Genomic DNA, 17,853 nt, shown 5'->3' on the forward strand with positions numbered 1-17,853 from the left:
TTCCGTAGAAGAATAGCGGGACTTTCCTCATTTTTCAAGTAGTCCATTCGGAGACAAGCATGAGCAAAACGATTGCCGACCCGACGCTTTTGGCGACTCACATGGCGGAGCTCGCCGACAAGCGCATTGACATCCTGAGGCGCATCGGCGACGTCGGCTCCATCTCCGAAGCGGCCCGTCGCGCAGGCGTGAGCTACAAGGCCGCCTGGCAGGCCATCGAGACGCTGAACAATCTGGCGGGCGCCCCTCTGGTCGAGAAGGTCGTGGGCGGCAACAAGGGCGGCGGCACCAGGCTCACGGCCACGGGCGAAGAGGTGCTGAAGCTAGCCGACGAACTGACCCGCGCCCGCGCCGAGGTGCTCGTACGCTTCCGTCTCAAGGACTCTCCCGCGCTCAAGAACGTCGGCGTCAGCTCGCTGAGGACCTCGATGCGCAACCAGTTCCCCGCCGTCATCGAGAAGCTGAAGATCGGCTCGGCGCAGGTTCGCCTCATCCTCTCCATCGACGATACGCACTACATCCGCGCCTCCTGCACGAAGGAGTCCGCTCAGCTCCTCGGCCTTCGCGAAGGCAAGCACGTCCTCGCCCTCTGCAAGGCCACCGCAGTGGACATCTCCGCCGACAACCCCGCCCTCGTCGAAAGCCGCGACAACCAGATCGTGGGCGCCGTGCTTCGCAGCGAGCGCGAAGACAAGGGCGGCGAATGCACCATCCAGCTGCCCTCGGGCCTCACCATCGTGGGCTTCGCCAGACCCAGTCACGGGCTTCACATCGGCATGCGCGCCGTCGCCACCGTTGCGCCCGAAGCCGTGGTCATTGCGCTGAACTCCTGAAACTGATGGAAGGAAAGGGCCAAGCGCGTCTCAAGGCCATGAAAGCGCGCCTTTGTTGACGGCAATCAAGCTCACCTCACCCTTCCTTACATAAACCTTAATAAGATTACACACGTGCAGACTCTGCTTCCCTAGGCATAGTCTGCCCTTTTTCACCCCTAAACAGCGCCGGATGGCTCCCCCTGGTACGCACACCGCCCCCGGCCGCTCTTACAAACAGGTTCCAGCAAAATGGCCAACAACAGCAAATGGTATGTCGCCGGCGTCCTCCTGATCGGCGCCGTCATCGGCATCGTCTTCGTCGGTATCCTCACGAGCGTCGTCCACTGGGCGGGCAGCCCGAAGTTCTGCGGCGAATTCTGCCACTCCATGGATCTCACCTACGCCGCCTACAAAAAGGGCCAGCACTACATGACCGGCTCCGGCGCCACCGCCGGCTGCTCCGACTGCCACCTTCTGAACCACTCCAACGAACACGTCGGCCCGCTCGACTACACGGCTCTTCTCTTCGACAAGGCCCGTGCCGGCTCCATCTCGCTTCTCGGCCAGATTCAGGGCTCTCTTAGCACGCATGAAAAGCAGCTCGAAAAGCGCAAGGAAATGGCTGAAGCCGTTCACAAGCAGATGATCGAACGCAACTTCTCCGCCTGCCGCGGCTGCCATGACCTGTCCCGCATGCACAACGCCAAGAAGCCGTTCATCGCCAAGATGCACCAGAATCTCGACAAGGATCCGAAGAAGCCTGCCGACTGCCTGGCCTGCCATCCGAAGGCCGGTCACGACTACGCCGCCGCTGACGCCGAAATGGCCAAGGCTCAGGAAACCGCTGCGAAGTAATCCCTTCGAAAGCCTGATTTCCTGAAAAGCGAATCATCTGGACCCCGACGCCCGAAAGAGCGCCGGGGTCTTTTGCATTTCCCGCATCGGGCGGACGCGGGCGGCAGGTCCCCGCCGATTTGTCTACAATCGCTAGAAACCCATTGCTTTGTCAGCGGCGGACGTGCTCCGCCGCGTCCACATATTGCGAGCACAAATGGCAGAAACCATCTTCCGCGCCGACTACCGCGCGCCGTCCCATCTGATCGACACGGTGCATCTGGAGTTTGACCTTGACGCCGACAGCACGAGCGTCATCAACACCATGCACGTGCGTCCGAATCCCGATGCACAGCATTCCTCCGATCTCATTCTCAACGGCGAAACCCTGACGCTCGTCAGCGTCGCCGTCGACGGCCTTCCGCTCGACGAGTCCCGCTACACGCTCGGCGACGACCTGCTCACCATCCGCGGCATCGACCGCGAGTGCGACGTCATCGTCGTCAACCGCTTCAGCCCGTCCGCCAACAAGGCGCTCTCGGGCATCTACACCTCGGGCCAGAACCTGATGAGCCAGTGCGAGGCCCAGGGCTTCCGCCGCATCACCTACTTCCTCGACAGGCCCGACGTCCTCTCCCGCTACAGCGTCGTGATCCGCGCGTCGAAGGAGCAGTACCCCGTGCTACTCTCCAACGGCAACCGCATTGAGGAGAAGGACCTTGACGACGGCCGCCACGAGGCCCGCTGGGAGGATCCGTTCCCGAAGCCCTGCTATCTCTTCGCGCTCGTCGCCGGCAGGCTCGAGGCCCTTCGCGACACGATCGTCCTCAAGGACGGCCGCACCGCCAGCCTTGAAGTCTGGGTCGAGCCGCAGGACATCGACAAGACGCAGCACACGATGGACAGCCTCAAGAAGTCCATCCGCTGGGACGAGGAGCGCTGGGGGCTCGAGCTTGACCTCGACGGCTTCCGCATCGTGGCGACGAACGACTTCAACTTCGGCGCCATGGAGAACAAGGGCCTCAACATCTTCAACGCCCGCTACGCGCTCGCCAATCCGAAGGTCGCCACCGACCAGGACTACGCCAACATCGAGTCCGTCGTCGGCCACGAGTACTTCCACAATTGGACGGGCGACCGTGTCACGCTCCGCGACTGGTTCCAACTCACGCTCAAGGAGGGCCTGACGGTCTTCCGCGATCAGGAGTTCTCCGCCGACATGCTCGGCGACGAGTCCGCCCGCGCGGTCGAGCGCATCCGCAACGTCAAGGCGCTACGTCTGGCCCAGTTCGCCGAGGACGCAGGCCCCATGGCCCACCCGATCCGTCCCGACAGCTATCAGGAGATCGACAACTTCTACACGAGCACCGTGTATGAAAAGGGCGCCGAAGTCATCCGCATGCTCCAGACGCTTCTGGGCAAGGACACCTTCCGCAAGGGTTTCGACCTCTACATCGCCCGCAACGACGGCCACGCCGTGACGTGCGAGGCCTTCCTCGAAGCCATGGAGGAGGCCTCAGGTCGCGACCTCCAGCAGTTCCGCCGCTGGTACTCTCAGGCAGGCACCCCGCGCGTCGCCGTCTCCACGCAGTGGAACGCCGAGGCGGGCCAGCTCGTCATGACGGTCGAGCAGACCACGCCGCCCACGCCGGGCCAGCCCGCCAAGGAACCGATGCTCATGCCCTTCCCCGTCGCGTTGCTCGACGCCGAGGGCCGCGAGATGCCCGTTCTGCTCAAAGGCGAGTCCGAAGGCTCCGCCCAGCTCACGCGCATGTTCGAGCTCAAGGACGCACGCCAGACCTGGGTCTTCTCGGGCCTTCGCGAAAAACCCGTTCCGAGCCTCAACCGCGGCTTTGCCGCGCCGGTCATCCTCGACGTCAGCCTCGACGCCGACGCGCTTGCGCTGCTTGCCCGCGCCGACAGCGATCCCTTCAACCGCTGGGAGGCCATGAACCGCCTGATGATGAAGGCGATCCTCGAGCAGGTGCGCGCCGTTCTCGCCAACGACCAGGCTCCCGTCAATGCAACGCTTCTCGAGGCGTTCGGCGCCATCATCGACGACGTCAACCTTTCGCCCGCCTTCCGTGCGGTCGCGATGGAGCTCCCGAGCGAGCGTGCCGTCGCCGACGCCATGCCGATCATCGATCCCGCCGCCATCCACCGTGCGCGCGAAATCGTCCGCGAAGCCCTCGGCATCCGCTGGCACAGCAAGCTCGTGAGCGTCATCGACGGCTGCAGGCTTGAGGGTGAATACTCTCCCGACTCGACGAGCGCCGGCATCCGCGCCCTGAAGAACACCTGCTACTACTACGGCGTCGCCGCAGGCAACAAGACGATGGTGCTGCGCGTTCGCGACCAGTTCAACACGGCCAACAACCTGACGGACCGCCTCGCCGCGCTCAACATGATCGCAGGCTCGAGCACGCCGACCAAGAACGACACCATCGTCTCGGCGCTCAAGGAGTGGTACTCCGAGCCGCTTCTCGTCAACAAGTGGCTGACGATTCAGGCGACCGCCCCGTGCTTTGCGGGCGAGGCCCCCGTCGTCACCCGCGTCTCCGAACTCGCCAACAGCCCCTTCTTCTCCATGGCGAACCCGAACAACGTCTACGCGCTGCTCGTGGCCTTCTTCATGAACAACCCCGCCGAATTCCATCGTCTGGACGGCGAAGGCTACAAGTTCTGGGTCGAGTGCGTGCTCAAGCTCGACGCCCTCAACCCGCAGGTTGCCTCCCGCGTCGCCCGCAGTCTCGAAAACTGGCGCCGCTACACGCCGCAGCTCTCGAACCTCATGTTCCAGGCGCTCAAGCATCTGGAACGTCAGGAGAAGCTCTCCGTGAGCGTTCGCGAAATCGTTGAAAAAGCTTTGAACAATCCCGCATAAGAGGAAATTGCATCGTGTCCCCCCTTTCTCTCAGTCAGTATCTCTGCCGTGAACAGCAGCTTCACGACCTCGACCCCGTTCTCTCCCGCCTGATCGTCAGCGTCTCCGAAGCCTGCAAGACGATCAGCTTCAAGGTGCGCAACGGCGCCCTCGCCGGCGTGCTCGGCATGGCCGGCTCCGAAAACGTCCAGGGCGAAGACCAGAAGAAGCTCGACATCATCAGCAACGACATCTTCGTCGAGGCCGTCGCCCTTTCGGGCTCCGTCTGCGGCATGGTGAGCGAAGAGATCCCCGAGGTCATTCCCGTTCCCGAAGACCTGCCGATCGGCCCGTACCTGATCTGCTTCGACCCGCTCGACGGTTCCTCCAACATCGACATCAACGTCTCCATCGGCTCGATCTTCTCGGTCCTTCCCGCCGTTCGCCCGAAGCGCGAGCCCGTGGCCGAGGACTTCCTGATGCCCGGCACCAAGCAGGTCGCCGCAGGCTACTGCATGTACGGTCCGCAGACCCAGCTCGTCCTCACGTTCGGCCGCGGCGTCGTGATGTTCACGCTTGACCCGACGACCGGCACCTTCATGCTCACGGCCGAAGACGTCCGCGTCGACCGCTCCGCCAAGGAATTCGCCATCAACTGCTCCAACATGCGCCACTGGGAGGATCCGGTCAAGCGCTACGTCGCCGAGCTCCTCGAAGGCAAGACTGGCGTTCGCGGCAAGGACTTCAACATGCGCTGGGTCGCCGCCATGGTGGCCGAAGTGCACCGTATCCTGCAGCGCGGCGGCATCTTCATGTACCCGCGCGACCACCGCGACCTCACGAAGCCGGGCAAGCTTCGCCTGATGTACGAGGCCAACCCGATGTCCATGCTCATGGAAAATGCCGGCGCCGCCGCCACGAACGGCCACCAGCGCATCCTCGACATCGTTCCCGAGAAGATCCACCAGCGCGTGGCCGTCTTCCTCGGTGCGGCCGATGAAGTCGAGCGCGTGACGTCCTACCACGCCGAATAATCCCAGTCTCCGCCCAGGCGGGATACACACCGAAAAATCGGGGCGCCTCCCGGAAAGGAGGCGCCCCGATTGCATTGTGACGGTGTCGTCAGGAGACTTAGAAGAGGTCCTTGAAGACGCTCTTGCGGGCGCAGCTTTCTTCGGCGTCCGCCTTCTTTTCAGCTTCTTCAGCCAGAGCCTGCGTCGGCACGGCGGCGGAAACGGCGGAGGGCAGCGTCTCGACGACGCGCTTTTCCATGGCGCCGATCTGCGTCTGGACCTGGGCGGTCAGCTCGCCCTGAGCCCTCTTCTGGTCGTCGAAGAGAGCCTTGTAGCGCTCTTCAGCACGGACGGCCTCCTGACGGACGGCGGTGAGCGTCTCGTCGGAGCGGGCCGTCATGAGGGCCTCCAGCTTTTCAATGCGCTCGAGCAGAATGCGGTTGCTTTCGGCAAAGCGGCTCTTTTCGGCGTCGTCAGCCACGGTGCGGGCGTTGCGAGCCTCCTTGTAGGCGGCGCGAAGCTCAAGCGTGACGCTGGCCTGCTGCCAGACCATGTAGACGAGCAGCACGAAGACCACCGCGGCGAAACCGCCCACGACGAGAACGCCGAGCGGAGCCTGGATTTCGGTGTAGATCAGGTTGACGGCCGTGACGGTCGAGAGCGCCGTCCAGTTGATGACCAGAAAGACCGCCATCAGAATGAGGACGAACAGCAGAAAAATGGTACGAATCTTCATAAGGGCTCCGAAGCGTCCTGCCTGAAGTGATCGACAGGACGAAGACGAACTGAGAACGCCGCGCTGCATGCACGGCCCCGCTTCACGGACAACTGTCCCGCGCTCCGCCCCCAAGGCGTCGCCGGAACGGCGCTATTTCGGGTTCATCATAGCAAATGCACAGTGCGACGAGGCAGGGTAATTGCCCGAAACTCCGTCAAAACGCCTTTGACTGATCGGGATCCCAATACTATAGTGTTAGGTTAGGCTAATTCTGACGGAGCGCCTCCCGAAGCGCACCCGCCCTTCCCACGCTCCGCCCACGCCCCGTCCGACCGGACGGCGGCCAACACGACTGAGGCAACATTTCATGCGTACCGATTCCCGCTTTCCCCGTCTTCACATCGTCGACCATCCCCTCATCGAGCACAAGCTCTCCCTGATGCGCGACAAAAACACCGGCACGCAGGACTTCCGCACGCTGCTCCATGAAATCGCGCTCCTGATGGGCTACGAAGTCACCCGCGACTTCCCGACGAAGCTCGAGGACATCGAAACCCCGATCTGCGCGACCAAGTCGCCCATGCTCGTCGAAAAGGATCCCGTCATCGTTCCAGTCCTGCGCGCCGGCCTCGGCATGACCGACGGCCTCCTCGCCCTGCTTCCCGCCGCCCGCGTCGGTCACATCGGCGTCTACCGCAACGCCCAGCACGAACCCGTCGAATACCTCGTGCGCCTGCCCGACGCTCCCAACAGCAACTACATCGTCGTCGACCCGATGATCGCAACGGGCCACTCCGCCGCCTACGCCATCGAGATCCTCAAGCGACGCGGCGTCAGGGGCGAGCAGATCCACTTCATGGCGCTCGTCGCCGCCCCCGAAGGCATCAAGGTTCTGAGCGAAGCCCATCCCGACATCGACATCTTCGTTGCAGCCCTTGATGAAAAGCTCAACGATCGCGCCTACATCGTGCCGGGCCTCGGCGACGCAGGCGACCGAATCTTCGGCACCCTCTAACAAGGCGCCTCAACACTTCAGGACGGCTGGACATCCGGCCGTCTTTTTTTGCCCGCCATTTTCATGATTTTTTTGACCATAATTTTTACGGGTTTACCCTTGAGTATTGCTATTTGTGAGTATTTTTGACCGCTTCAACTCCGTATAACTACGCAAAACTACCAAAAATCGGACTCGAAGCCACTCGCCTAGTCTCATTTCATTTGATAAAAGTCAAACTTACATAATCCTTAAGGGCGCATCATACGGTCTGACATGATCTGCCGGCTTTCGTCGGCGCTTAGACCCCCATAGAACCGGCGCGGACCCTGTCAAGCATCCGCCCGGATTCCATGAACCAAACAAAGCTCACAAAGGAAAGACAAATGTCTACCCCTGATTCCGTCAAGTACTCCAACACCCCGACCGCGACTGAAAACGTCTGGGGCGCCGGCCTCAAGGACGCCAAGCGTCAGTCTCCGTCCACGGCTCTCGCCGACGTCGCCCAGTCCGTCACGGGCGTCATCCTCGGCATCTTCCTGTTCTGCCACATGGCCTTCACGTCCTCCGTGCAGATCAGCAAGGACCTCTTCGCCAACCTGATCAACACCTCCGGCGGCATGTTCATGTTCGCTGAAGAACAGGCTTGGCTGCACGTCGTCTTCGTCGGCTTCATCACGCTCTGCGTCGTGATCCACGCCTTCTGCGCCCTTCGCCGCTTCCCGACGTCCTACCATCAGCTCCGTGACATCAAGGCTCACTACAAGATGCTCCGTCATGAAGACACGACGCTCTGGATGGTTCAGCTCGTCACGGCCTTCCTCCTCTTCATCTTCGTGTTCCCGCACCTCATCTCCATGCTCTGCAACCCGCATGGCTTTGACGTGAACCTGATCGGCGTCCACACCCATCACATGGGCATGATCTACACGTTCGTGTTCCTCGTCATCACGGAACTCCACGGCATGATCGGTCTGTACCGCCTCGCCGTCAAGTGGGACATCTTCGCCAAGAACCCGGAAACGGACATCATCGACCAGCGCAACGGCGACCGCGCCGGTCTTCGTAAGACCTTCCTCTTCATCGCCCTTCTCATGATCGTCTGCGGCACGCTCACCGCCTGGAAGAACTACTCCATCGGCGCTGAACTGATCGAGAACGGCCAGGAAGCCACGCGTTACGTCCTCGCTGACGAAAACAACTGGTGGAAGTAATCAGTACTCGGGCTGACAGCGAAGTTCTCCTTCAGCCAACTGAATACTGACCAAAAAAGAACTCCCGCGGGACTTGCTCCGGCGGGAGTTTTTTCATACCCTCTCGGCATGACCACCATCAAATCCACCCGCACGCCTCTCTGGAGCCGCCTCGCACAGACGCTCGCAGGCGACATACTCTCGGGGCGCCTCCCCGTCGGCAGTCTCCTGCCCACGGAGGCCCAGCTCATGAACGACTACGGCATGAGCAGGCACACCGTGCGCTCCGCACTCGCGGAGCTCGTCCATCTGGGGCTCATCAGGCGCTCTCCGCGCCGCGGCACGATCGTGACGGGTGACGGACGCGGAGCCGAATTCACGGCCAGCCTCGTCCCGTCGCTCCCTGCCGACGCAGGTGGGCGCACGCTTCTGAGCATCCGCCGCATGATCTGCGACGAGGACACGGCCGCCCGCACGGGCTTTGCGCTTCTCACCCCGCTCATCACGCTCACCATGCTCACGAAGGGACCCGACGGTCGTGCCGTCGCCCGCACCGAGCTCTGGGTGCGCGACGCCGCAAGGGACCTCATCCCATACCTCACGCCGCAGAGCCCGCGCTCCGTCCTTGCGCTTCTCGAGGAGCATGCGGGCGTGCGCTGCCGCTCCATGCACCAGAGCGCCGAAGCCGCCGCACTCGACGAGGCGTGCTCGAAGCTCTTCGGCGTGCCCGAGGGCTCTCCCGCACTCGTCGTGACCCGCACCTATCTCGACCGCCGTCCGGTGCCGCTCATTCACGCCGTCGAAACGCGCCCCGCCGGCGTCAGGGCCTGCGAGACGGTCTTCCTTCGATCGACAGCCGCACGGACGGCCGAACATGAGGGCTCACCCGCATCGGAACCTATACCAACGGACTAATCGAAACCGACTTTCGACCGATTTTCTTCGTAGGGCGAAGTGCCTATCATGGCTGACACCGTGGTCAAACACCCTCAAGCCATGCTTCAGCTTCGTCTTTCCAACTTCAGTGTCGCCTATCAGGGCATTCCCGCCGTCGTCAACCTCTCCCTCACGCTCACCGCGGCGACGGTCAATCTTGTAACGGGCGTGATCGGCGCAGGAAAGACCACGCTTCTCAAGGCCCTCTCGGGCATGATCGGGCACACGGGCAGCATCGAGCTCACCGAGGGCGCCAGGCGCTTCGGTGCCGATGGCGCGGGCGCCCTGCTCCAGCCCCTTTCGCGCAGCCTCATCTCCCCCTACATGACGGTCACGCAGTTCCTGCAGATAGGCCTCATGCAGAACACCTGGCAGCTTCCGCCCGATGCAGGCGAACGCGTCACCGACGCACTGGCCCGCTGCAGGCTCGAGCCCCTCGCACACTCCCCGATCTCCGTCCTCACGCCCGAACAGTACCGCCTCGCCGAGGTCGCGCAGCTCTTCGTACAGCAGCCGCGCGTCATCCTTCTTGACGAGCCTTCCCCCTGTCTTTCAGCCGAATCGGCGACATCAGTATTAACCTGTATTTCCAAGTGGGTACGAGACACCCGCAACATCGCCGTGGTGGCCGCCGAGGGCGTCATCCCCGCCGCAAACGTCGACCGCATCCTCACGCTTGAGCGCGGCAAGCTCATGAACGCCTGATTTTCCTAGGGGCGCATGGAGAAACGTTAAGAACGCCCCCGAACCTACCTCCTTATCAAAGGATCCTTGATTCTTGCCCGAACTAAGGCATCCTCCTTATTCAGTCTCCTTAGAAGGAGGTAGATAATTGGTGATAGAAATCGTCCGCCCGGACCAGTGGCAAAACTTTGTCACAAGGCGGACGCTCATCATGGCCGCCAAACCCCTGCGGCCGTCACTTACTGAATAAGGCAAAGACATCATGGCTCAGACTCCCGCATTTAAATATGCGCCCATGTTCCAGACCGGCGAAGACAAGACCGAATACTATCTTCTGACGAAGGACCACGTCAGCGTCGGTGAATTCGAAGGCAAGAAGATCCTCAAGGTCGAAGCCGAAGGCCTCACCAAGCTGATCAACCGCGCCTTCCACGACGTGAACTTCATGCTCCGTCGCGAACACAACGAACAGGTTGCCAAGATCCTCTCCGACCCTGAAGCCACGGCCAACGACAAGTACGTCGCCCTGATGTTCCTCCGCAACGCCGAAACCGCCGCCAAGGGCATCCTCCCGTTCTGCCAGGACACGGGCACGGCCATCGTTCACGGCGAAAAGGGCCAGCAGGTCTGGACCGGCTACTGCGATGAAGAAGCCATTTCCAAGGGCGTCTACAAGACCTACACCGAGGAAGCCCTCCGCCAGTCCCAGAACGCTCCGCTCACGATGTACGAGGAAGTGAACACGAAGTGCAACCTTCCCGCCCAGATCGACATCGAAGCCACCGAAGGCGCCGAGTACAAGTTCCTCTGCGTGGTCAAGGGCGGCGGTTCCGCCAACAAGTCCTACCTCTATCAGGAAACGAAGGCCGTCCTCAACCCGGCCAAGCTCGTTCCCTACCTCATCGAAAAGATGAAGAGCCTCGGCACGGCCGCCTGCCCGCCGTACCACATCGCCTTCGTGATCGGCGGCACCTCCGCCGAACGCACGATGCTCACGGTGAAGCTCGCCTCCTGCCACTACTATGACGGTCTGCCCACCACCGGCGACGAAACCGGCCGCGCCTTCCGCGACGTCGAGCTCGAACAGCAGCTCCTCGAAGAAGCCTGGAAGATCGGCCTCGGCGCCCAGTTCGGCGGCAAGTACATGGCCCACGACATCCGCGTCATCCGCCTGCCGCGCCACGGCGCCTCCTGCCCGATCGGCATGGGCGTCTCCTGCTCCGCCGACCGCAACATCAAGTGCAAGATCAACGAAGAAGGCATCTGGGTTGAAAAGCTCGACGACAATCCCGCCCGCCTGATCCCCGAAGAACTCCGCAAGCCGGGTGAAGCCGGCGGCGTCACCATCGACCTGAACCGCCCGATGAAGGAAGTTCTCGCCGACCTGACGAAGTACCCCGTCTCCACGCGCCTGCTGCTCAACGGCACGATCATCGTGGCCCGCGACATCGCCCACGCCCGCATCAAGGAACGCCTTGACCGCGGCGAAGGCCTGCCCGACTACATCAAGAACCATCCAGTCCTCTACGCCGGTCCCGCCAAGACGCCGGAAGGCTACGCCTGCGGCTCCATGGGCCCGACAACCGCCAACCGCATGGACCCGTACGTTGATCCGTTCCAGGCTGCCGGGGGCTCCATGGTCATGATCGCCAAGGGCAACCGCACCCAGGTCGTCACCGACGCCTGCAAGAAGCACGGCGGCTTCTACCTCGGCACCATCGGCGGCGTCGCTGCCGTGCTCTCGAGCGACTGCATCAAGAGCATCGAATGCATCGAGTATCCGGAACTCGGCATGGAAGCCGTCTACCAGATCCGCGTCGAAAACTTCCCGGCCTTCATCCTGGTCGACGACAAGGGCAACGACTTCTTCCAGCAGCTCAAGCCTGTCACGATCGCCTGCAAGAAGGCCTGATCTCCGGCTCACTGACTAACTGAAGTCACAAGGGCGTCCTTTCATACGAAAGGACGCCCTTTCACTTGGGGAATACCCTTTTAGAGGTTAGGGTTAACCCAAATCCAAATCATCTGAAGGCGAAAACGGGCGGAGAAGTCACGCGCCGCAGCCCTGCCTCGATGTTCGACACCCCTTCTTACAATTGCTCCCCCATTTTCCACATTCCTTCTCCCGCTAGGGAAACCCATGAGAAAATCACCCTTGTGCGACAGGATAAGGGAACCGCCCTAGGGGTTTACACCATCAGTAACAAGATTTTTCTGTAAAGAAAAAGGGAGATCCCCCCGATTTATGTCCATAGGTCAAAAGAAGATCAGAATTATCCCCCCAGAGGTAGAAGAATCGACACAATTAGCAATGTCCTCACAACTTGACTGCGAGAATTAACATGCTCGGTTTTGACTTCTGGGCGCAACTGGTCATCGTTCTGGTTGCCCTCTTCTACGGCGCCCGCAAGGGCGGCATGGCCCTCGGCCTCATTGGCGGCATCGGCCTCATCATCCTCGTCTTCGGCTTCCATCTGAAGCCGGGCAAACCCCCGGTCGACGTCATCCTGACGATTCTGTCCGTGATCTGCGCCTCCGCCGCCCTCCAGGCTGCCGGCGGCCTCGACTGCCTCCTTCAGATCGCAGAAAAGATGCTCCGCAAGCACCCGCGCGCGGTCTGCTTCCTCGCTCCGTACCTCTGCTGGTTCCTCGCCCTTCTCTGCGGCACGGGCCACGTTGTGTACACGATGCTCCCGATTATCTACGACGTCGCCATCAAGAACGGCATCCGTCCGGAACGCCCGATGGCCGCTTCCACCATCGCCTCCCAGATGTCCGTCATCTGCTCGCCGGCCGCTGTTGCCGCCGTGTCGATGATCGCCCTCTGTGACGGCTACCAGGTTGGTGGCAAGGCCTTCGGCTTCATCCAGCTCTTCAGCATCACGATCCCGGGCGCCCTCGTCGGCCTCTTCGCGATCTCCGTCTTCTCCATGTTCCGCGGCAAGGACCTCGACAAGGACGAAGAATTCCAGAAGCTCATCGCCGATCCCGAACAGCGCAAGTACGTCTACGGCGAAACGACGACCCTCATCGGCAAGACCTTCCGTCCGGAACAGTGGGCCTCCCTCTGGATCTTCCTCGCCACGGTTGCTGCCGTCGCCGTCTTCGGCATGTTCCCTGAACTTCGCCCGATCATCGGCAAGAAGGCCCTCTCCATGACGCTGATCATCCAGATGTTCATGCTTGCCTGCGGTGCCTTCATCGTGATCTTCTGCAAGACCCGCGCTTCCAGCATCGGCAAGACCCCGGTCTTCTCCGCCGGCTGCGTCGCCATCACCGCCGTGTTCGGCGTGGCCTGGATGGCTGACACGATGTTTGCCGCTCACCTTGCCGACCTCAAGGCCGTCATGACCGAAATCGTTCGCCAGTATCCCTGGGCCTACGCTCTCGTCCTGATCCTTACGTCCAAGCTCGTGAACTCTCAGGCTGCCGCCGTCGCAACCATCGTTCCGGTCGCCCTCTCCATCGGCGTTCCCCCGGGCCTCGTGGTTTCCTGCGCCGCCGCCTGCTACGGCTACTACATCCTGCCGACCTACCCGTCCGACCTGGCCGCTCTCCAGTTCGACCGCTCCGGCACGACGCACATCGGCCGCTTCGTGATCAACCACTCCTTCATTCTTCCGGGTCTGATCGGCGTGTTGACCGCCACGGCAACGGGCTATGTCCTTGGCCTCATCTACGGTTTCATCTAATCTAAGAACTACACTGAGGACAACAGATGCAACCTGAGCCGGCAGACCACCGGCTCCGGCCAACAAGCACAGTGAAGGGACAATGCGAAAGCATTGTCCCTTTGCATTTTCAGGTCTTCCCCGCCGCCTCCTCGCCCCGCAGGACCGCCCTTTCCTTCTTTTCCCTCTTTCATTTCCGCCCTATCATCAGACGACCGTCACGCCCCAGGCCCCGCCCGCCAAACGCACGCACGCAAACTCGCGCCGCTTCTTCAGGCCCCTACATCCATCCCTGCGCATGGACGACAAAAAGGCACGCCTCCCAGCGGGAAAGCGCACCTTTTCTTCAGTTCAGTTTTGGGATTACTGCAGATTCGCTCAGAACCTGCCTGCGGTCTTCACCTTGAAGCCGTGTTCCGACGCCCAGACGGCGAGCTCCACGCGGGAGCGGAACTTGAGCTTCTTGAGCGTGTGCTTGACGTGAACCTTCACCGTTCCCTCGGAAATGCCCAGGCACTTGGAGATCTCGAGGTTCGAGATCCCCGCGGCCACGTAGCCGAGCACGTCCTGCTCGCGGCTGGTCAGCTCGCTCACGCGGCGGACCTCCTCGACGGCGTAGGAGTCGCCGCAAAGCTTTTCGGCAAGCGCCGAAGTGACCTTCTCGCTCACGGCCATGCCGCCCTGCGCGGTCTTCCTGAGCTGTTCGACGAAGTCGCTCGGCGTAATCGTGCGAAGCAGGTAGCCGTTCGCCTCAAGGCGGATGGCCCGCATGAGCTGGCCGGAACTGTCAGCCGAGCTCATCACCATCACGACGCGCGTGGCGGGCTGGCGGTACTTGATCTCCTTGAGAAGATCAAGCGCAGAGTACTCCTCGGCCTCGAGGCTCATCACGACGATGTCGGGGCCGAGCGAGGAAAGGCCGAGGGCCGTGTCGCCCTCGCCCGTCTGGCCGAGCACCTGAAACTCCCCGGTTGCGTTCAGGAGATCCGCCATCGCCTTGCGAAAGAGCGGATACTCGTCCACGAGCACGACCGAGATCAGCTTGCTCCTGTCCATAGCAACCACCTTTAGTCGAACTGACGAACCGTCTGCCAAAGGAGGTCGGTACCTGTCATGAAATCCTTCATGATCATTTCCTCATGAGGATTGTGCGAGCCGTTCTGGTTGGCGATGAAGATCATGCCGACGGGAATGCCGGCGGCGCCGATCACGGCGGCGTCATGGCCCGCGCCCGAGGGCAGGCGCATGCACGGAATGCCGTTGTCTTCGGCGGCCTTGTAGATGCGGTCGGAGAGGGCCTGATCGACGAGACCGGGGGCCGTGTAGAGCGGCTTGTCGAAGTCGAAGCGCACGCCGCGTTCCTTTTCAAGGGCGGCAGCCTCTTCGAGCAGCAGCTGGTGGAAGCGCTCGCACGTGTCGGCGCTCAGGCTGCGCATGTCAAGCGTGAAGCTCACTTCTCCGGGAATGACGGAGATGGCGGCGGTCGCACCCGTGCGGATGACGCCGACCGTGAAGACGAGGTCTTCGCCGCGGTCGAGCCATTCCTGCCAGTGATTATCCATGCGGCTCAGAAGCGCCGCCGTGGCCATCACGGCGTCATGACGGAACTCCTTGTTCACGGCGCCCGAGTGGGCCGTTTCGCCGTGGCACACCACGTTCTTGTGGCGGACGTTGCCGCGGATGCCCGTGACGACGCCGACGCGGACCTTGTCGTTGCTCGTGAGCGTCGGACCCTGCTCGATATGCAGTTCGACGAAGCAGGCGATCTTCTTCAGATCGACGATCGGCGTGCCGGCGGTGAGCTTGCTGGGATCAAGGCCGCAGGCCGAGATGCACTGGCCGAGCGTGATGTCCTCCGTGCGGTGGCGCAGCATCAGGTCGGACTGCGTCAGGCGGCCCATCATGCCGAGCGAGCCCACGTAGGCCTTGCCGAAGTAGGAGCTTTCCTCGCAGCGCATCATGAGGACCGTGTAGTCGCGCTCGAGCTGGACCTGATGGCGGTGCATCCACCAAGCGACCGTGAGCGCGGCGGTCACGCCGGCCAGGCCGTCGTAGTTGCCGCCCTGCGGAACGCTGTCAACATGGCTGCCTGCAACGAAGGCGTGAAGCGTGCGGTCGCGGCCGGGCATCGTCATCCAGACGTTGCCTGCGTCGTCGGCGCGGACTTCAAGGCCGATGTCGCGGCCAAGGCCCTGCAGGTAGTGCAGGACGTCCGTCTCAAGCTCGCTGTAGCCCTGACGGGAAACGCCAAGCGTGTCCGCCGACATGCGGCGGACGGTGTCGAAAATCGCCTTTGCATACTTCAGACCTTCGGTCTGCAGTCCAGTAACTGACATTTGCTGTCTCCTTCATTGTCGGATCGTCGTTTTCAGGGCTTCAGGTTGTCTTTTACGTGCACTCTTTCCGGCGCATGCAGTCGGCCCATGTTGGAAATACTACCAAGGGATTACAGCCTACCCCCTAAGAGAGAGAAGGAAAGCACCATTTCTTTGACACGAGATAAAGGAGCGGGGAGGCTTCACGTTTCTCATGTTGCTTTTAGGCTTGAGGCGTGCGCGAGTAGGCAAAAAACGAACGATCCCTAGGCAGTCCGCCTTACGGTTTATCCTGATGCGGATTTCCACCAAGAGGCACATAATTCTCTTATCGACCTTTGCCCTCGACTCGCTTTCGCCTTCAATACCCCGAAAGTGATAGAGGACGCACTTTATGGAAATTGAGGAGAAGTCCAATGACCTGCACCTGCGCCTACCATGACCAGCTGATCGAAATCCGCCGCCATCTTCACACGATGCCGGAGGAAGGCTGGAGCGAATTCACCACGACCGCCTTCATCGTCGGCAAGCTGCGTGAATACGGCTACGAAGTGCTGCTCGGCAAGAAAGTCATCAATCCCGACAACTGCCTCGGCCGCAACCTCAAGGTTGTTGAAGCCGGCCTCAAGCTCGCCCGCGAGAACGGCGTGAGCGAAGAGCTCCTCGCCGAAATGGACGGCCTCACGGGCTGCGTCGGCGTGATGGACACGGGGCGTCCCGGCCCCACGCTCGCCATCCGCTTCGACATCGACTGCGTCCCCGTCACGGAATCCACCGAAGACTGCCACATCCCCGCTCGCGAAGGCTTCATCTCCAAGCGTCCGGGCCTGATGCACGCCTGCGGCCACGACGCCCACACCTCCACCGGCCTGGCCGTCGCCCACTGGTTCGCCGACAACGTCGACCAGATGAACGGCAAGATCAAGATCCTCTTCCAGCCGGCTGAGGAAGGCGTCCGCGGCGCCGCCGGCATGGCCGCCTCCGGCATCCTTGACGACGCCGACTACTTCCTCGGCGCCCACATCGCCATGATGTGCAAGTCCGGCGAAGTCTCCGTCAACCCCTACGGCTTCCTCTGCACGACGAAGCTCGACGTCACCTACACGGGCCGTCCGGCTCACGCCGGCGTCGAACCCAACGCCGGCCACAACGCCATGGCCGCCGCCTGCAACGCCTTCGTGCAGTTGCTCGGCATCGCCCGCCACGGCAGCGGCATGACCCGCATCAACGTGGGCCAGCTCGTTGCCGGCGAAGGCCGCAACGTGATCCCGTCGCACGCCGTCATGAAGATGGAAGTCCGCGGTGAAACCGGCGAAATCAACCAGTACATGTACGATTCCGCCGTCAACATCATCAAGGGTTGCGCTCTGAGCCAGAACTGCGAGTACACCATCGAGAAGATGGGCGAGGCCGTCGACCTCACCAACGACCCCGAACTCGTCAAGGTTCTCACGGAAGCCGTCGGCAACGTCGAAGGCATGACCGCCCGTCAGGATCCGATGAACTTCGGCGGCTCTGAAGACGCCACCATCCTCGCCCGTCGCGTTCAGGCGCACGGCGGCAAGGCTGCGTTCTTCGTGCTCGGCGCCGATCGTCCGTCCGGCCACCACACGGCCAAGTTCGACATCGACGAAAAGGCGCTCGACAAGGGTCTCGCCGTCTGGGCGAACGCCATCAAGCTGATCCTGAAGTAATTCATCAGCAGGTCATCTGACCGAAAGGCCGGTCCGCCTGTCGCGGGCCGGTCTTTTTTGTTTTAAAATACTCGACCTTATCCGCTCCGGCCCATGCGCACAGCACAGAGTTCGCCGGCAGCA

14 protein-coding genes are annotated in these 17,853 nt (G+C 61.9%); 11 read left to right on the forward strand and 3 right to left on the reverse strand.

Annotated elements, in window-relative coordinates:
• Window positions 1-59 precede the first annotated feature (59 nt).
• From HMPREF3036_RS04155 to HMPREF3036_RS04170, 4 genes are all read left to right on the forward strand, one after another.
• Window positions 60-833: a TOBE domain-containing protein gene (locus tag HMPREF3036_RS04155; RefSeq protein ID WP_005437233.1), complete on the forward strand. Its 774-nt coding sequence runs from the start codon at window positions 60-62 to the stop codon at window positions 831-833.
• A gap of 231 nt (window positions 834-1,064) precedes the next feature.
• Entirely contained in the window at window positions 1,065-1,670 is a 606-nt protein-coding gene (locus tag HMPREF3036_RS04160) for a NapC/NirT family cytochrome c (RefSeq protein ID WP_005437231.1), read from the forward strand.
• Window positions 1,671-1,866: 196 nt separating this feature from the next.
• Complete coding sequence (gene pepN, locus HMPREF3036_RS04165; RefSeq protein WP_062331831.1) at window positions 1,867-4,533, forward strand: aminopeptidase N; 2,667 nt, start codon at window positions 1,867-1,869, stop codon at window positions 4,531-4,533.
• Between the two features lie 14 nt (window positions 4,534-4,547).
• A complete protein-coding gene (locus HMPREF3036_RS04170) occupies window positions 4,548-5,546 on the forward strand; it encodes a class 1 fructose-bisphosphatase (RefSeq protein WP_062331834.1) in 999 nt (332 codons plus the stop codon).
• A 97-nt stretch (window positions 5,547-5,643) separates the two neighbouring features.
• On the opposite strand, the gene HMPREF3036_RS04175 is transcribed toward HMPREF3036_RS04170, so the two are convergent.
• Window positions 5,644-6,261 (reverse strand): LapA family protein, encoded by a 618-nt coding sequence (locus tag HMPREF3036_RS04175; protein ID WP_062331837.1) that lies wholly within the window; start codon window positions 6,259-6,261, stop codon window positions 5,644-5,646.
• 349 nt (window positions 6,262-6,610) lie between these two features.
• Here HMPREF3036_RS04175 and upp point away from each other — a divergent pair, with 349 nt between their 5' ends.
• The 6 genes from upp to HMPREF3036_RS04205 all read left to right on the forward strand — a co-directional run bounded on the left by upp (window position 6,611) and on the right by HMPREF3036_RS04205 (window position 13,742).
• Window positions 6,611-7,258, forward strand: coding sequence for a uracil phosphoribosyltransferase (gene upp, locus HMPREF3036_RS04180; protein WP_005433652.1), 648 nt, complete (start codon window positions 6,611-6,613; stop codon window positions 7,256-7,258).
• Between the two features lie 365 nt (window positions 7,259-7,623).
• Complete coding sequence (locus tag HMPREF3036_RS04185) at window positions 7,624-8,451, forward strand: succinate dehydrogenase/fumarate reductase transmembrane subunit (RefSeq protein ID WP_005433653.1); 828 nt, start codon at window positions 7,624-7,626, stop codon at window positions 8,449-8,451.
• Window positions 8,452-8,559: 108 nt separating this feature from the next.
• On the forward strand, window positions 8,560-9,345 hold the full coding sequence (locus HMPREF3036_RS04190; protein ID WP_005433655.1) for a GntR family transcriptional regulator: 786 nt from the start codon (window positions 8,560-8,562) through the stop codon (window positions 9,343-9,345).
• A gap of 48 nt (window positions 9,346-9,393) precedes the next feature.
• Window positions 9,394-10,071: an ABC transporter ATP-binding protein gene (locus HMPREF3036_RS04195; RefSeq protein WP_082897347.1), complete on the forward strand. Its 678-nt coding sequence runs from the start codon at window positions 9,394-9,396 to the stop codon at window positions 10,069-10,071.
• A gap of 241 nt (window positions 10,072-10,312) precedes the next feature.
• Complete coding sequence (locus HMPREF3036_RS04200; RefSeq protein ID WP_005433659.1) at window positions 10,313-11,962, forward strand: fumarate hydratase; 1,650 nt, start codon at window positions 10,313-10,315, stop codon at window positions 11,960-11,962.
• Window positions 11,963-12,392: 430 nt separating this feature from the next.
• Complete coding sequence (locus HMPREF3036_RS04205; protein ID WP_062331843.1) at window positions 12,393-13,742, forward strand: anaerobic C4-dicarboxylate transporter; 1,350 nt, start codon at window positions 12,393-12,395, stop codon at window positions 13,740-13,742.
• A gap of 357 nt (window positions 13,743-14,099) precedes the next feature.
• Here HMPREF3036_RS04205 and HMPREF3036_RS04210 read toward each other — a convergent pair whose 3' ends face one another.
• Together HMPREF3036_RS04210 and HMPREF3036_RS04215 are read right to left on the reverse strand one after the other, a co-directional pair.
• Window positions 14,100-14,777 (reverse strand): LuxR C-terminal-related transcriptional regulator, encoded by a 678-nt coding sequence (locus tag HMPREF3036_RS04210; protein WP_062331844.1) that lies wholly within the window; start codon window positions 14,775-14,777, stop codon window positions 14,100-14,102.
• 11 nt (window positions 14,778-14,788) lie between these two features.
• Entirely contained in the window at window positions 14,789-16,057 is a 1,269-nt protein-coding gene (locus HMPREF3036_RS04215) for a hydantoinase/carbamoylase family amidase (RefSeq protein WP_062331845.1), read from the reverse strand.
• 395 nt (window positions 16,058-16,452) lie between these two features.
• On the opposite strand from HMPREF3036_RS04215, the gene HMPREF3036_RS04220 reads away from it, so the two are divergent.
• Entirely contained in the window at window positions 16,453-17,730 is a 1,278-nt protein-coding gene (locus tag HMPREF3036_RS04220) for an amidohydrolase (protein WP_005433667.1), read from the forward strand.
• Window positions 17,731-17,853 lie beyond the last annotated feature (123 nt).

Origin of the sequence: Sutterella sp. KLE1602, from assembly GCF_001578585.1 — a bacterium.
In the GTDB taxonomy this organism is placed as follows: Bacteria; Pseudomonadota; Gammaproteobacteria; order Burkholderiales; family Burkholderiaceae_F; genus Sutterella; species Sutterella wadsworthensis_A.

Excerpts from the sequence above, each read along its gene's own strand:
- pepN (WP_062331831.1), top strand. The coding sequence starts at position 1,867 with ATGGCAGAAACCATCTTCCGCGCCGACTACCGCGCGCCGTCCCATCTG.
- HMPREF3036_RS04185 (WP_005433653.1), top strand. The coding sequence starts at position 7,624 with ATGTCTACCCCTGATTCCGTCAAGTACTCCAACACCCCGACCGCGACT.
- HMPREF3036_RS04210 (WP_062331844.1), bottom strand. The coding sequence starts at position 14,777 with ATGGACAGGAGCAAGCTGATCTCGGTCGTGCTCGTGGACGAGTATCCG.
- HMPREF3036_RS04200 (WP_005433659.1), top strand. The coding sequence starts at position 10,313 with ATGGCTCAGACTCCCGCATTTAAATATGCGCCCATGTTCCAGACCGGC.
- HMPREF3036_RS04190 (WP_005433655.1), top strand. The coding sequence starts at position 8,560 with ATGACCACCATCAAATCCACCCGCACGCCTCTCTGGAGCCGCCTCGCA.
- HMPREF3036_RS04160 (WP_005437231.1), top strand. The coding sequence starts at position 1,065 with ATGGCCAACAACAGCAAATGGTATGTCGCCGGCGTCCTCCTGATCGGC.
- HMPREF3036_RS04220 (WP_005433667.1), top strand. The coding sequence starts at position 16,453 with ATGACCTGCACCTGCGCCTACCATGACCAGCTGATCGAAATCCGCCGC.
- upp (WP_005433652.1), top strand. The coding sequence starts at position 6,611 with ATGCGTACCGATTCCCGCTTTCCCCGTCTTCACATCGTCGACCATCCC.
- HMPREF3036_RS04215 (WP_062331845.1), bottom strand. The coding sequence starts at position 16,057 with ATGTCAGTTACTGGACTGCAGACCGAAGGTCTGAAGTATGCAAAGGCG.
- HMPREF3036_RS04175 (WP_062331837.1), bottom strand. The coding sequence starts at position 6,261 with ATGAAGATTCGTACCATTTTTCTGCTGTTCGTCCTCATTCTGATGGCG.
- HMPREF3036_RS04195 (WP_082897347.1), top strand. The coding sequence starts at position 9,394 with ATGGCTGACACCGTGGTCAAACACCCTCAAGCCATGCTTCAGCTTCGT.
- HMPREF3036_RS04155 (WP_005437233.1), top strand. The coding sequence starts at position 60 with ATGAGCAAAACGATTGCCGACCCGACGCTTTTGGCGACTCACATGGCG.
- HMPREF3036_RS04205 (WP_062331843.1), top strand. The coding sequence starts at position 12,393 with ATGCTCGGTTTTGACTTCTGGGCGCAACTGGTCATCGTTCTGGTTGCC.